The 13285-nt window shown below is 43.6% G+C and carries 17 protein-coding genes; 4 read left to right on the top strand and 13 right to left on the bottom strand.

Features of this window, described 5'->3' with window-relative positions; genetic code table 11:
* Positions 1-2 precede the first annotated feature (2 nt).
* Positions 3-290: a hypothetical protein gene (locus FRY98_RS26135; protein WP_148457651.1), complete on the bottom strand. Its 288-nt coding sequence runs from the start codon at positions 288-290 to the stop codon at positions 3-5.
* 258 nt (positions 291-548) lie between these two features.
* Between FRY98_RS26135 and FRY98_RS26140 the strand changes: the two genes are divergently transcribed.
* Positions 549-1217, top strand: coding sequence for an ArsR/SmtB family transcription factor (locus FRY98_RS26140; protein WP_148457974.1), 669 nt, complete (start codon positions 549-551; stop codon positions 1215-1217).
* A gap of 224 nt (positions 1218-1441) precedes the next feature.
* On the opposite strand, the gene FRY98_RS26145 is transcribed toward FRY98_RS26140, so the two are convergent.
* From FRY98_RS26145 to FRY98_RS26200, 12 genes are all read right to left on the bottom strand, one after another.
* A complete protein-coding gene (locus tag FRY98_RS26145; RefSeq protein WP_249043540.1) occupies positions 1442-1921 on the bottom strand; it encodes a DMT family transporter in 480 nt (159 codons plus the stop codon).
* Between the two features lie 535 nt (positions 1922-2456).
* Complete coding sequence (locus FRY98_RS26150) at positions 2457-3095, bottom strand: nitroreductase family protein (protein ID WP_148457652.1); 639 nt, start codon at positions 3093-3095, stop codon at positions 2457-2459.
* Positions 3096-3127: 32 nt separating this feature from the next.
* Complete coding sequence (locus tag FRY98_RS26155) at positions 3128-3526, bottom strand: MarR family winged helix-turn-helix transcriptional regulator (protein ID WP_148457653.1); 399 nt, start codon at positions 3524-3526, stop codon at positions 3128-3130.
* Positions 3527-3821: 295 nt separating this feature from the next.
* Entirely contained in the window at positions 3822-4700 is an 879-nt protein-coding gene (gene rarD / locus FRY98_RS26160; protein ID WP_148457654.1) for an EamA family transporter RarD, read from the bottom strand.
* Positions 4701-5112: 412 nt separating this feature from the next.
* On the bottom strand, positions 5113-5604 hold the full coding sequence (locus FRY98_RS26165) for a DEAD/DEAH box helicase family protein (RefSeq protein ID WP_148457655.1): 492 nt from the start codon (positions 5602-5604) through the stop codon (positions 5113-5115).
* A 99-nt stretch (positions 5605-5703) separates the two neighbouring features.
* Complete coding sequence (locus tag FRY98_RS26170) at positions 5704-6552, bottom strand: P-loop NTPase family protein (protein WP_148457975.1); 849 nt, start codon at positions 6550-6552, stop codon at positions 5704-5706.
* Between the two features lie 49 nt (positions 6553-6601).
* Positions 6602-7627, bottom strand: coding sequence for an aminoglycoside phosphotransferase family protein (locus tag FRY98_RS26175; protein WP_148457656.1), 1026 nt, complete (start codon positions 7625-7627; stop codon positions 6602-6604).
* A gap of 203 nt (positions 7628-7830) precedes the next feature.
* Positions 7831-8577 carry a MerR family transcriptional regulator gene (locus FRY98_RS26180; protein WP_148457657.1) on the bottom strand — a complete coding sequence of 249 codons (747 nt, stop codon included), beginning with the start codon at positions 8575-8577 and terminating at the stop codon, positions 7831-7833.
* Entirely contained in the window at positions 8552-9478 is a 927-nt protein-coding gene (locus FRY98_RS26185; RefSeq protein ID WP_148457658.1) for a DUF2268 domain-containing putative Zn-dependent protease, read from the bottom strand. The genes FRY98_RS26180 and FRY98_RS26185 overlap by 26 nt, the downstream gene beginning before the upstream one ends.
* 230 nt (positions 9479-9708) lie before the next feature.
* The gene (locus tag FRY98_RS26190; RefSeq protein ID WP_148457659.1) at positions 9709-10209 is read right to left on the bottom strand and encodes an SRPBCC family protein; all 501 of its coding nucleotides are present in this window, start codon (positions 10207-10209) and stop codon (positions 9709-9711) included.
* 18 nt (positions 10210-10227) lie between these two features.
* Complete coding sequence (locus tag FRY98_RS26195) at positions 10228-10551, bottom strand: ArsR/SmtB family transcription factor (protein ID WP_148457660.1); 324 nt, start codon at positions 10549-10551, stop codon at positions 10228-10230.
* A 19-nt stretch (positions 10552-10570) separates the two neighbouring features.
* Positions 10571-10906, bottom strand: a complete 336-nt coding sequence (locus FRY98_RS26200) for a DUF1801 domain-containing protein (RefSeq protein ID WP_148457661.1) — start codon at positions 10904-10906, stop codon at positions 10571-10573.
* 215 nt (positions 10907-11121) lie between these two features.
* On the opposite strand from FRY98_RS26200, the gene FRY98_RS26205 reads away from it, so the two are divergent.
* From FRY98_RS26205 to FRY98_RS26215, 3 genes are all read left to right on the top strand, one after another.
* Positions 11122-11484, top strand: a complete 363-nt coding sequence (locus tag FRY98_RS26205) for a DedA family protein (protein WP_249043541.1) — start codon at positions 11122-11124, stop codon at positions 11482-11484.
* Between the two features lie 63 nt (positions 11485-11547).
* Positions 11548-12117 carry a class I SAM-dependent methyltransferase gene (locus FRY98_RS26210; RefSeq protein ID WP_148457663.1) on the top strand — a complete coding sequence of 190 codons (570 nt, stop codon included), beginning with the start codon at positions 11548-11550 and terminating at the stop codon, positions 12115-12117.
* 33 nt (positions 12118-12150) lie between these two features.
* Positions 12151-13254 carry a sensor histidine kinase gene (locus FRY98_RS26215; protein WP_148457664.1) on the top strand — a complete coding sequence of 368 codons (1104 nt, stop codon included), beginning with the start codon at positions 12151-12153 and terminating at the stop codon, positions 13252-13254.
* Positions 13255-13285 lie beyond the last annotated feature (31 nt).

Below are 13285 nucleotides of genomic sequence, written 5' to 3' on the forward strand. Positions count from 1 at the left end.
TTCTAAAATGTATTATAAATGCGGATTTCCGGCTCAGCTTGAAGCAAGTTTTTAAGTCCCACTACAACGTCGTTCGTAAAAAGATCGCTTTCTAGGTACGCTTTAGCATCAGCCTCGTTATTAAAACCATGCAGAACTTGAACATCTTCATCACGTACTAACAATTCTTTAGACACGGCACCAGGGATACCTGTAAGAAAAGGCTCCTTATACGTTGTATAGACCTTTGTAGCCGCATCCCTTTCCGGTGCATTAATTCTCAGTGTAATTTGAAGATATGCCTTTGCCATGATTTCGAACCTCCATTGGATAAATGTATCGATCTACTTAAATTCAACAATTCAATCGATTAATTGAATTATATTTCAGTGTTGTTATTTTAGTCAAGCAAACCCCATCCCTCTACTTTGATTACATTTAAGAACATGATAAAATTTTTAGTAATCAATTGATTTTATGATTCATTTCAGTAAATAAAGCTAATGTTTGAAGATAGATGTAATCGCGATAAAGCAAAAGAAAATAGCTCAGAATTGAGGTTGATTATGATGGAAGGTTCATTGGCTTCAGCTAAAATATTAAAAGAAGAACTGTATAAACAGCTTGCAAGGATTGGGAAATGTCTTTCGAGTGACAAACGGCTGGAGATTTTAAACGTATTATCCCAAAGTCCTAAAACTGTAGAGAAATTGGCAGTATGCACAGGCATGAATATGGCTAATGTATCACGCCATCTTCAAATTCTGCTTGATGCAAAGCTTGTTAAGTTCACCAAAAAAGGAACCTATGCCATTTATTCTTTGGCAGATCCGGAGGTCATCGATTTCATGTCATCCCTTTGGCGCATAAGCGAAAAGCAACTTCCCGATATCGCAAAGTTGAAAGACGATTTTCTGAACAACCTTGATGGTATTCAAACGCTGTCCATAGATGAAGTTATGGAGAAAGTGAATAATGAATCCATTGTATTGGTGGATCTGCGTCCTAAAGAAGAATTTGAAATGGGCCATATATCCGGAGCAATTTCAATGCCAATGGAGGAACTTGATACATTGATGTCGGAACTTCCCAAAGATGCGGAAGTCATCGCTTACTGTCAGGGACCACTTTGTGTATACTCGGCACTTGCAGTTCAAAAATTAAAACAAAAAGGTTATAAAGCATATCGTATGGATGAAGGGATAAATGAGTGGCAAGGACATATAATGCCTCATTAACTTAGCGCCGTCCGCACAGTTTCAAGCGAGCTATATTCTTGCCCCGGACTTGTGCGGATGATTAAAAATCCCATCGTATATTTGATGGGATTTGACCTTAAATTTTTCAACATAATTAGTGATATGTTTTAGTTCTTTTCAACTCAATAACGCATCCTTTGAGCCGCGCCCTTTCATTTCGGCACAGATTAACGCTTCGCCGCTGAATATTGCAAGGTTTGCAGTCAAAAATACAACAGCATACCCAGAAGCGTTATTAATCCGCCTACAAGTTGAAAGACGGAGATGGTTTCCCCTAGGAAGAGATAAGCCAGTATAATAGCCAAAACAGGTTCTCCAATAATGCCTACGGACACCGTGGTAGCTCCAATCGACTTAAGCAGCCGATTGAAAAAATACTGGCCGAAGATTGTGGGGATAATTGCAAGCAAAGGGAAATACATCCAGTCTGAAGAATCGTAATTGGTTAAGGAAAAGCCACTCAGCACGCTGTAGACGAGCAGTACGCTTCCTCCGACAAAGAAGACCACGACACTATACAGATTCGCATAATCATGACAAACAGCGACTGCAGCGCCAGGATTACCATGGAACTTGCTACCGAAGTATAAACAAGCGATTCCATCCAAAATAAGAAATGCAGTCCCAGCACGTATTAATCGTCTAAGTTCATTAGATCTGACCGAAATGTTTCGAGAGTTCATAAAAAAATAGCCGTCCTTAGGACGGCTCATCTTATGTGGATGCGAATCACGGGTGAACGTTACCTTGAAAACGCTCACGAACCTTCATTAATCTGTGGTAAAGCCTTCTTCGTCATTGGCCATATCGAACATTTAATGTGCCGGATGGAAGCCCTCCATAGTTTCACACCCCTTATCCAAAACATCTGGGTGATCTCTAAAAAATGGTTATCTTACAAACAATCCATATTCGACTGACTGAACGATCGTTGAGTGAAATGGGTAAAAAAAATTTCCTTACTTACTTCGACCATATTTGAGTATAAAAATCCGCCGTTCGCTCCATGTCTGCCTTAACCCAAGGTTGTCCTTTAATGATTTGCTGCACGATGAGGAATACATTATGGGATAGAAACTGTGAAGCCGCAATGCCAAAATCCATACTAAACGATCGTTGAGTTAATGGCAAACTTCATTTCTCTCATTGTCAAATACATTAAAAAAACCACCGCCAGCCAAGGCTAACCCGGACGGCGATGGTTCATGCGTTATATCCTCACTTCCACTCCGCTATACGGTCAATGGGAAGACGCGAGGTTCTGCGCGGCTCTTGAGCGGATTTCCCTACAGAAATGAGCATAACCGGAACATAACGTTCCTTGTCCATACCAAATGCTTCCGCAATGCGGGATTTATCGTATCCGCCAATCGGGTTTGTATCATACCCATGCGCACGTGCAGAAAGCATCAGCTGCATGGATACCAGACCGGCGTCGATAAGAATCATTTCACGAAAAGCTTGTGCTGGCACACGTCCAAAAAGATCAGTATAGTTGGCCATGATTTGTTCTTTAACCTCTGGCGTCATATACCCTTTTTCCACATCCATACTCATAATTTCATCAGCATAGTCAAATGCCTTCATATCTCCGAAGACCGCAATGACTGCAGAGGAGGTTGTAACTTGTCTTTTGTTACCTGGAGCAAGCTCTTCAAGCGTCAATTTACCTTCTGGGCTGTCAATAACAAGAAATCTCCATGGTTGAAGATTTACGGATGACGGGGCCAAAGTCGCTTCTTCCAACATTTCAGTCATTTCCTCACGGCTGATTTTAACCGTCGGATCGTAAACACGCACGGAATGCCGGGAAGTAATAATGTCTTTATAATTTTGGTTAAGCGTCGATTTAGTCATGTTATTCTCTCCTAATCTTTTTATGAATCAGTCTAGTCTTGCTTATTTCCTATAATTAGTTGAACGCGGCTGTTCAGCTTCTGAAGAGCTTGAATCAATCCGAGTCGTTCCGATTCCGTGAGGTCTGCCTGCAGCTCCTCCAGAAATCGATCTTTCTCCGCTTTAAACAAAGCTACTTTACTTTTACCCTCTTCGGTTAACTGAACTAACGTAATTCGGTTGTCGCTCTCGGACCTAGTCCGCTGAAGTATACCTTCCGCTTCCAATTGCTGAACATGACGGGTCACTGCAGCTGGGTCAATAGACACTGCTTTCTGCAGATCCGACTGGCTGATTTGGCCGCCCGTCAGTTTGCAAAGGAGTTCGAGCCGATTGGGACTAACGCCGGCGCATCGTTCAAACCGGGTCGCAATATGCTTGTTTAAATGCATGAGCAAATACAGCAGATCATCTGTGTGACATGTAGAAATGATTAAGACCTCCTCTCACATCATTGACCCGTCAAAGGTTGATGGATCAATAATAAGGGATTCCTTACAGAAAATCAAGTCCTTTTACCTGCCATAATGAATATCTTTGGGCTAAGGTGTGGAAATCGCAAACTTTAACCGGATTGAAGTAATCCCGCAATATACAGCCGCTCTAGGAATGGATAAGAACAAATAGCGAAAAACGGCCATCTCCGCCCCATTGGACGGAAATGGCCGTAATGACGGTGCCGCTCCCTCAGCTCGCTTTTGCGAGTTTTATGCTGCGAACCGAAGCCGTAGCGTAGACGACGAGCGCGGTCCAGATGAGCGCAAAGCCGATGAGCAGAACCGGCGAGACCGATTCCTTGAACACGATTACGCTCAGGATCAGCATGATCGTCGGTCCGATGTATTGTACGAAGCCTAGCGCGGACAGCGACATCCGGGCGGCCGCCCGCGCAAAAAAGAGCAGCGGCAGCGCCGTGACCACGCCGGAGAGAAGCAGTTCGACGAACGTGGACGCAGGCAGCGACCATGCCGTCGTCTTTTCCGCGGCAGCCAAATAGATCCAGTAGGCGAGCGCGACGGGCAGGATTACAGCCGTCTCCGACAATAAGCCTACAGAAGCGTCTTGGACGATCTTCTTTTTCGCGAGGCCGTACAAGCCGAACGACACGGCCAGTGAGATCGCGACCCACGGGAACCGCCCGTAGTCGATGGCGATAATGAGCACCGCAATACCAGCGATGGCAATCGCTAGCCATTGGCCGCGGCTTGGTTTCTCGCGAAGGAAGACGACGGCTAGCAGGACGTTCAGCAGCGGGTTCAAATAATAGCCGAGACTTGTCTCGACAACATGGCCGCTGTTGACCGCCCAGATGAAGATGAGCCAGTTCGCGGCGATCAGCAGGCCGCTGGCGGCGAGCGACAGCAGGAGCGAACGGCTGGAGGCAATCCGCTTCATGTCACCCCAACGGCGCTGGACGGCGACGAGAATACCCATGAAGACGAACGACCAGACAACACGATGTGACAGTATTTCGCCTGCCGGCACATTGTCGAACAACTTCCAATAAAGCGGGAGAACCCCCCACATGATATACGCGATAATCGCGTTGACCAGACCACTTTTCAAAATGAATCCCCCTCTTCTCTCTCTGATGTCTGAATGATTACTGGATATCTTTTTCCAATGTTTTGCCTTGGCAAAACCTCCGACTTAAAACAAAAAGACCGCAATGTATGCGGCTTTCCATGGTTTCTATAGGTTCCTGTCGTTTTCCACTAACGCAGTTGCCCCGTACTGAACATACCGTTCCGATTCTAATCGGTCTTGTTCCTTTTTGTCAATATACAATAATCATGCGGTTGGGTTTATTTTGCGGCTCGATGCAAGCGGAAACGGACTAGCGTATGATCGAACGCTAGTCCGTTTCTATAGCTCATGGAACCTAAACCTTAGGATGCGACTTTCCGTTGCGGGTGATTGTTCGGGATGCGGCCTGTCCATTTGCGGTAATCATCCAGCGCGGTCAAGTCGAGCATTTTCAGGGAATCTTCTTCGTTAATACCCATTCCTTGATTTGGTTCGCTACCTGTGCAGGTGGTATATTCGTTGTGTCTATGATCGGTAAGTTGGCGGAAATATAATTATTATACAGTTGATCCGCGTAAAGATTCGTACCCGCTATCCCCTGTTTCGTCCAATTGCCGCGTATCTGCAAACGTTCCGTTCGGCAGACGCTGCTGCAATGGAGCAGTAAATAGTGGATGGGATGAAAGAAATGAAAATGATCACATATATTTACATCGTACGGATAAGGAACGGCTCCAAATAAAATGGTCGTATTCCCGCTTATCGAGTTTGCATATGCAATCCTGAGCCACTGTTGGCAAGCCGTCTGGAAATTTCCATCGACAATGATCGTGTCCATATCATAAACATTGAAGCCAGTACCCATGATTTTACGTACTATCTTTACAGCTGTCGATTTACCCGAACCGCTAGTTCCTGCAACAATATAAAGAGGAAATGTCATCTATTCATCTCCCTTCCTGTCAGTGAGGAGCTATAGATATAATATGCAAACCGAGTGGTACAGGTATGGGAGAAATGCGGTTTTTTCGAAATCATTTTTTTATGAGTTAAAATATTCCGATAAAATCTCCACCAAACCATGCTTGTAGTCGTGTAAATGATATAAAGAGTTGTTCACTTTTTTCTTGGCTATAGTTAAACGGTTAAAAATTTCTTCTTCCCATTCCCTCCTGGCTTCAAGAACCCGCAAAGTCCCCTCCAACCCTTTGTAATTGTGCTTTTTTCCATACCCTTGGCTTGTATAGTATTCAATAAATCCGTCTGACCATTCTTTAGGCCTACCCTTAACAGCCTTACTGAAAGAATGATCAAGATCGTTTTGTTCTATGTAAATCAACAATGGATTTAACCGTTCAACAATGGTTGCCAGTTCTATAACGTAACTTATCACGTCTTCCTTCCTTGCCCCATATTTAATCATCCCCATGGTTACGGGGTTTTGTATAAAACAGCAATCAAAAACAAACGTTTCCGAACCACTCAAAGCATTTTCCGTAAACTGCTTCCATCTTTCTGTAATCCGCTCCCTATGTTGAGCCAACGGCAATTCATATACATCGTTTTTGGCAACGGCGTGCAGCAATTCATCTGGAAAATCCGACCCGTATTCATTCTTTATTCTTCGATATTGCAGAAAGTAATTGTTATCTTGTTTTATCACATGTTGACTTAACAAGTCCTTGAAATTTATATAGGTACTTAATAGCTCCTCGAATTCACTTTTCTGAAAAAAGGCGACTCCCTCGTAATCAGCGGGATGTTCTAGATTTCCTTCCAAAAATAGCTGTGATTTCATGTTCATCTCTGTAAGTATTTCATGAACCAGTTGAGCAGTTGTTGTTTTCCCGAAACCCGGTAACCCTTCAACCAGGATTAATTTCGAATTCATCATTAGGTCCCTCCATTCCTGATTAGGAGGATAAGCAGGGAATTCCCTGCTAGTTCCTCATTTCATGGATTTTTTGCAGGATATGGATGTGCAGCGTTCTTTCATCGTTTTGTTCTTGAGGTTGGTTTCCCGGTCCTGCGTCCATATACCACTCCACAAGCCTGTACCCGAACAGGAGTAAAATCATCTCGTAAATGCAATTGTCCGATAGGTGTGAAATATCCGCAAATTCCGAGAAGCCCTTGTAATACGCCGGGATACATCTATGGTAGTACTCAACCATATGTTCCATATCGGCTTCGTCCCCGATCAGACTTGCGATATCTTCGCCCAAATACCCCCACCCCGCGGTATCCCAGTCCAGGAGTATGGTTTTACCGTCTGAATAGAATAGGTTTGCCACCCAAAAATCCCGGTGACACAACACGATCGGCAGCTTTTCAATACGGTTGAATATTTCATCTGCTTTTTCATCAATATCGATGAGCATGTTACACAAGTGTTTCGGAATTTCGCAATCGTCGGAGCGTATATAATCGTACACTCGATTCCATGACCGATAATGAAGATAGAAGTTCTTCATATAATTCACATTGCTCAGGTTGGTCAAGCTCTGTAAAACCACTGGCTGCTCGGCAAATAACTTGCCTTGGAACCGCCCTAGTTCCTCGGCTGCGCGTTCATACATATCGCCGGTCAAGTCTGAACCGGATAGGCCGTCGATATATTCCATCCAAATCTGCGTTTCGTTTTGTTCTTCGTTCATTTCAGCGTGATAACATTCAGGCCAACGGAAGGATTCAGAAAACAGAACGCCGAAATTCGATTTATAAAAATCATATTCCCTGCGCCATGAATCGGGATCGCCGTAGCGTTCCCATTTCTTCTGCGTTTTTAAAACGATTTTAAAGGGCAAATTCCCGCCATCCGTGGTTTTGGCGTTTCCCGCTATAAGCTGTACATCCCCCACTGTACCGCCATGCAATGACTTGGTTTGGAAATCCGCGCTGTTTATTATTGTACCCAGCCTATTACTTAAAACCTGTGTCAGTGTTTCGGCTTTGATTTCGCTCATGATAAAGCCCTCTCTTCCTATTTGTAACAAGGTTAAATCCGCAAGTATCCATAAACATCATATTTGAAAAGATGACAACGACGATAGGCCGACTATAGATATACTCAACTATTACCTCAGCCATAGCTCAGATATATAACAAAACCTCCCGTTTAGAGGCTATAAATTTCTACTTAGCTTCTTATGGGAGGTTATTATTAATTTTACCGATTGATATGATACATGATCGCACTGTAAAGAAAATCCGCTAAATCCTCACTGCCATACTGATTAAAATAGTTTTTAAATCGTGCATCGAATTTGTAGGTATGGGCAATGCAAGCCAGCAACTCCGCATCACAGGTCATGAATTGACTTAGATTTTCTTTCCACTCCCCGATCAGTCGCTGCACTTCATCGGAGGCTGGATCCCGGTCGATACAAGCCGCTATTTGTTTGAATATTTCCTCCATGGATTGAAAACGTACCTCTTGGTCCTCTGGTGATAAATTTTCCAACGTTTCATTAAATTCTTTATACGATTCTGTTTCACCATATATGAATTTTGCTTCATTTGCGTATTGTTCTTTCAAGGGCAAAACGGAAGAATGGTTGAAGATTTGCAACTGACTAATGTCCTTCCCTGCGACGTATTCGTCGAGGGCTATCATGATGGTTTCTAGTCTTTGTTTTTTCGATAATAAGGCTTGTCTCTTCCTCTTTACTATTTGTTTCTGTTCTTGTTTGGTCAGCTTTAAAATGTCCGCAATTTCCTTCAAGGAAAAATCCAATTCCTTGAATAGCAAAATCGTCTGAAGCTTTCCGAGACTGCTCCGATCATATAGGCGGTACCCTTTTTCCGTCAGGTGTGTCGGTTTAAATAGATGAATTCGATCGTAATAATGCAGGGTCCGAGCTGTAATGCCAGTAATTTGAACAATATCTTTAACGGCCAAGAATGGTTTCTTCATCCCAAAATCCCTTTACCTCGTCTAGTATTTGAGCAGCCGGCGTGATTGTGGCCTCAAAGATCGACGTTCCTGTTTTTCTTAAATAATATTGGATCAAATGATATCCGCATGCGTAACCGGCGCTATAAGGCATATTGACCGGTTTAAAGTTTTGGAGCCTTGCGATCTCGTCGCCGTAAAGATACGGCGCAAATTGATCAAACCCGGTTAATTGCAGCTTCTCCCGAAGCACAGGCTTAATGCGTTCGTTAAGCGTTTCCGCGTTAGTTTTCGTTACCCAAGGGCCGAGGAAATCTTCTCCAAATAAGAACACAGCATAATTTTCGGCCAACCCCTCACTTACAAGAAGCTCGCCCAAATTAACGGTATGATCCCACTGTATAAATTGATATCGCACATTATGGTTGCATTCGTGCGCCAGCGCAGCCTTCATTCGAGGAATCGTGTACTCATTCGGCAAGATTGTCCCCCAGATAAAGCCGGGAATGCCCCCAAAGCCGCTATATCCTTCGTTTATGGTCAAGGCACGGTTTTCGGGATCCCCTAGCCTAATGGTAAACAAATATTCAGTCTCAGGAAGGTCTACTTCATGTTCTATAAACAAGCCGAGGCTTTTTCTTACCGCAAGCTCACACTCTGACCAGAACGAATCTGATGAAATCAATTCGATCTCAGGTAAGAGCTGCCGGGTAATCTGATCAGGGGATCGATGCATTATATTATTCATCGTAATCACGTCAAAACCGTTTGCCTCTTCCGCTCTAAAAGGGATCTGTTGAATTTGCCATTGTTTCATAAAGGGAGCCATCATTTCGTTTCTGAACAGCTCAAGCTTTTCCTCGGGCGAGGCCTGGGCTATTTTTTTATAAATTTGGTCCGAACGCAGTGCTTTTATGTTCATATCTCTCACTCCTAGTCGTTTATGGTGAGAATTATGCACTATGACCTAACGTCATAGTCAAGAACTATATAGTTCCGAACTAAGAATTGGCGTTGGGCAAGGATGTGATAGGCCAGTTCAACCTATATAGTGTTTTTTTGTTTCCACGCTTCGCGAGCTCAACTGGTTAAAGCAACTAATAAAACAAGCCTCGGAGTAGATTTCCCGAGGCTTTCGTCTTCCATAAAACTTTACTGTTGGTTGGCCAGATAATGGGCAAGCTGTTCGAAGGTGCCCTCGAATCCTTGTGCAACCATGGGTGCCATTGAGTCAAAGGCCTCCTGTTCCTCCGCAGAGGCATTGATCGGTCCACCCTGCAATGTGAGTACTGTTTTCCCCCCATTCTCTTCTAGTGTTAGAATATTCAGAATCTCAAGCGGCCAATTCGGATTGAACGGGGCACGGACGGTGTTACCTTCTTCATCGGAAAAAGACTGTACCCAGACCAGCTTCTCCGGTGCCAGTACTTCCTGGTAAACGAATTTGCCCCACATCGCGTGCTGTCCATCTGGCGACTTCTGGCAGCCAAGAAACATCCCGCCTGGACGAACGTCCATCTTAGCCACTTCAAGCGTAAACCCCTTTGGTCCCCACCAGTTGCCAAAGTGTGCCGGATTGGTCCAAACCTCAAATACCTGTTCTCGAGGAGCATCAAACTCACGCTTCAATACAATTCCTGGTTTGTTATTCATTAAATCTCCTCCTTGGATTTAGGGATTATCTGATTTTTTTAATTGATTAAGATAATCGGATAAACGGTCAAACCGGTCTTCCCACGTGCTTCGAAACGACTCGAGCCAGGTATCCATTTCCATGAATGGCTCAGGACGCAATCGGTAGATTCGCCGGTTGGCGTCCGCCCGTACTTCAACAAGGGCGGCTTCGTTCAACACCTTTAGATGTTTGGAGGCTTGGGGTTGCCGAAGATCCAACCGTACCGCAATTTCCCCGACCGAAAGCGGGCCTTCGCGCAACAGTTCGACGATCTGCAATCGGTTGGGTTCAGCGAGCGCGTTCAAAGTTGTCGTATCCATTGTCCCACCCGACTTCCTGTTACAATGTACTGGAGGCTTGTTTAAGAAGATTTGATAGCAGGCCAAGATCCGGAGTGTCGCCTTCCCGAAATTTGATCCACTTTCGTTCAGCTGGCCCTTCGAATCCTTTAGGAAAATCAATGCCGTCTGCGTTCAAGATCATGAACGCAATGGCGTCCTTTGCAGGTGAGATCACCGCTGCATAATGTCCATTCTTCAAAAAGTGAGGTTTCTTGTACTGAATACGTTCTTCTACTTCTGAAATGGTCTCATGAACCATATTCCGCAGGGTTGAACTAATCTCCCCTTGCCATTTCGGCAGATTTCCAAGGTAGTCTGTAACTTCCTGATTCATTCTTCTCTTCCCTCCCATTGAATAATTGCTTAGCTTATGCCCAGAGTATACCATATCAAGAATATTCCCGTAAAGGAATATTCAAAAATTCAGATTTTCTTTAGGTTTTCTTTAGAAATACTCTCACCAATTCCTTATTTTTTCTCGTTATGCTACCTCTATCGAGATGAGGAGCTGAGCATTAATGATTGATAATTCCGTGTTGGACCTCTGGTGTGATTAATCATTGGGCCGCTTACATTTGTATTCTGGCTGGCTTGCTAACGGCCATCACCGTTTCTTATTTTGCGGGAAAGCTATTTGGTCACAGACTTAAGAAAAAACTATTAACCAATAAACACTACCTTAAAGCCGAATCCATTTTAAGAAAAAGAGGCGATATAGCCATGTGTATCGGGATGTTTATCCCGATCGTGCGTTACGTGATGCCTCTACTGATTGGAATGAGCGATATGCATTACAAGAAATTTACTTTGATGACGTATTCAAGCGCTTTGCTGTGGACGTTAGCTTTTTTTACATTAGGAACTTTCTTTGGAAATCCCGTTCTATCGATGCTTCATTCGTTGAGTTTTTGAAGTCTCTGCCATGGAACGTATTTCGATTACAAGGTCAATTGATACTAGATGGGGGAATAATAAATGAAATCGAATAATAATCTGTTGTTTTTAAGAAGCTTTGTGAAAAATCCCAAAAATGTGGGGAGCATTATCCCAAGTTCTCGCTTCCTGGCCAATGCAATGGTTAAGCAAGTAGCTTGGAATGGAGTGACTGCTGTGGCGGAACTCGGTTCAGGTACCGGAGCCATCACACGATACTTTCATCAAAAGGCTAACGGGAAGACCAAGGTGTTCTTATTTGAAATGGATCAAACAATGAGAGACAATTTAACGAAAGAGTACCCTGCTTTCACTTCTCACCCGAATGCGGCCGCATTAGTCAATTCGATAAAGGCCGGCGGTGTGGAACACCTGGACTGCATTTTTAGCGGTTTGCCTTTTTTCAATTTTGAGCGCACATTAAGAAATACTTTAATGGAGCAAATTTATCAAGCGCTTAAACCCGGGGGATTGTTCATTGCATTTCAATATTCGCTGCAAATGAAGAAGCAGCTTTCCGAGAACTTTATCATAGAGAAAATTGAATTTGTCCCCCTCAATATTCCTCCCGCTTTTGTCTATGTGTGTCGTAAAAAGGAAAGCAATGAATAATATAGCATTACAGTATGGAGGGTTGGTTTAAAATTGACTGAACATGTTCAAAAGCCAAAACGTAAAAAGCGTATCCAAATGGATATTCTGCTTAGAATGATCATCAGCCTGGTGATTTCAATATGTATAAGCGATGTTTTCATTATGCTTTCCGTTAAAATTGGCAACGCTTTGGGCTCTGATTGGTATCTTCATTTCTTCCCCTATCTGAACTTTCCTTTGTTTGTAATTGCTTTTATTACGATTTTCCTGTTATTGACTCGCCGAATCGTCAAAGATTTGATTAAACTTGAGCAAGGGCTCGAAAAGATCGCGGAAGGGAATTTGGGTTTTCGTGTAGCTGTCGATCGTCATGACGAACTTGGCAATGTTGCTATGAATATCAACAGAATGGCGGAGCGTTTGGAGGAACAAATCGCGAAAGAACGTAAAATCGAACAATCCAGAATGGAATGGATCACCGGTCTCTCACATGACTTGCGCACTCCGCTCACCAGTATTATTGGGTATATCCAACTTCTTAAAACCGAATCATTCCGAGACAAGGAGGAGTATTCACGCTTTGTTCAGAACACATACAACAAGGCCGTTCATCTGAGAAAGCTCCTGGATGATTTGTTCGAATATACCCGGCTAACGTCGGTCGACGATACTCAGTTAAATCGGAAAGATATTGATCTGTTCCAACTTTTGGAGCAAATGTTGTTCGAATTCGAGCCGCTGGCACAAGAGAATGGAATCCGTATGGTGAAAGAGATAGGCCCCTCCCCCACTATGGCTTATGTGGACAGCGATAAAATCGCCAGAGCGATCGACAACCTTTTGATGAACGCCTTGAAATACTCATTTAAGCCCGGAACGATCTACGTCAGATTGAAAAAGCTTCCTACACATATCACTATAGAAGTCCAGAATAGGGGAACTCCACTCACAAAGAGTCAAGTAAACAAATTGTTTGATCGCTTTTATAAGGTCGATTTTTCAAGGAGTAGTGAAGGCATTCAAGCTGGCTCGGGACTCGGTCTTTCTATAGCCAGGAATATCGCGGAGCTGCATCAAGGCTGTCTAACCCTTCATCATGCCGATGATGTTTTTGTGTTTACATTGGAAGTACCCCTATGCAACTCCGGATCATGACTTCACGGTCTTGTCCCGAATTCATTAATTA

This window comes from Paenibacillus faecis (assembly GCF_008084145.1).
Classification (GTDB): domain Bacteria; phylum Bacillota; class Bacilli; order Paenibacillales; family Paenibacillaceae; genus Fontibacillus; species Fontibacillus faecis.

Excerpts from the sequence above, each read along its gene's own strand:
- FRY98_RS26190 (WP_148457659.1), bottom strand. The coding sequence starts at position 10,209 with ATGAATAACAAACCAGGAATTGTATTGAAGCGTGAGTTTGATGCTCCT.
- FRY98_RS26195 (WP_148457660.1), bottom strand. The coding sequence starts at position 10,551 with ATGGATACGACAACTTTGAACGCGCTCGCTGAACCCAACCGATTGCAG.
- FRY98_RS26135 (WP_148457651.1), bottom strand. The coding sequence starts at position 290 with ATGGCAAAGGCATATCTTCAAATTACACTGAGAATTAATGCACCGGAA.
- FRY98_RS26180 (WP_148457657.1), bottom strand. The coding sequence starts at position 8,577 with ATGAAGAAACCATTCTTGGCCGTTAAAGATATTGTTCAAATTACTGGC.
- FRY98_RS26155 (WP_148457653.1), bottom strand. The coding sequence starts at position 3,526 with ATGCATTTAAACAAGCATATTGCGACCCGGTTTGAACGATGCGCCGGC.
- FRY98_RS26165 (WP_148457655.1), bottom strand. The coding sequence starts at position 5,604 with ATGACATTTCCTCTTTATATTGTTGCAGGAACTAGCGGTTCGGGTAAA.
- FRY98_RS26175 (WP_148457656.1), bottom strand. The coding sequence starts at position 7,627 with ATGAGCGAAATCAAAGCCGAAACACTGACACAGGTTTTAAGTAATAGG.
- FRY98_RS26145 (WP_249043540.1), bottom strand. The coding sequence starts at position 1,921 with ATGAACTCTCGAAACATTTCGGTCAGATCTAATGAACTTAGACGATTA.
- FRY98_RS26140 (WP_148457974.1), top strand. The coding sequence starts at position 549 with ATGGAAGGTTCATTGGCTTCAGCTAAAATATTAAAAGAAGAACTGTAT.
- FRY98_RS26150 (WP_148457652.1), bottom strand. The coding sequence starts at position 3,095 with ATGACTAAATCGACGCTTAACCAAAATTATAAAGACATTATTACTTCC.
- FRY98_RS26170 (WP_148457975.1), bottom strand. The coding sequence starts at position 6,552 with ATGAATTCGAAATTAATCCTGGTTGAAGGGTTACCGGGTTTCGGGAAA.
- FRY98_RS26210 (WP_148457663.1), top strand. The coding sequence starts at position 11,548 with ATGAAATCGAATAATAATCTGTTGTTTTTAAGAAGCTTTGTGAAAAAT.
- FRY98_RS26185 (WP_148457658.1), bottom strand. The coding sequence starts at position 9,478 with ATGAACATAAAAGCACTGCGTTCGGACCAAATTTATAAAAAAATAGCC.
- FRY98_RS26200 (WP_148457661.1), bottom strand. The coding sequence starts at position 10,906 with ATGAATCAGGAAGTTACAGACTACCTTGGAAATCTGCCGAAATGGCAA.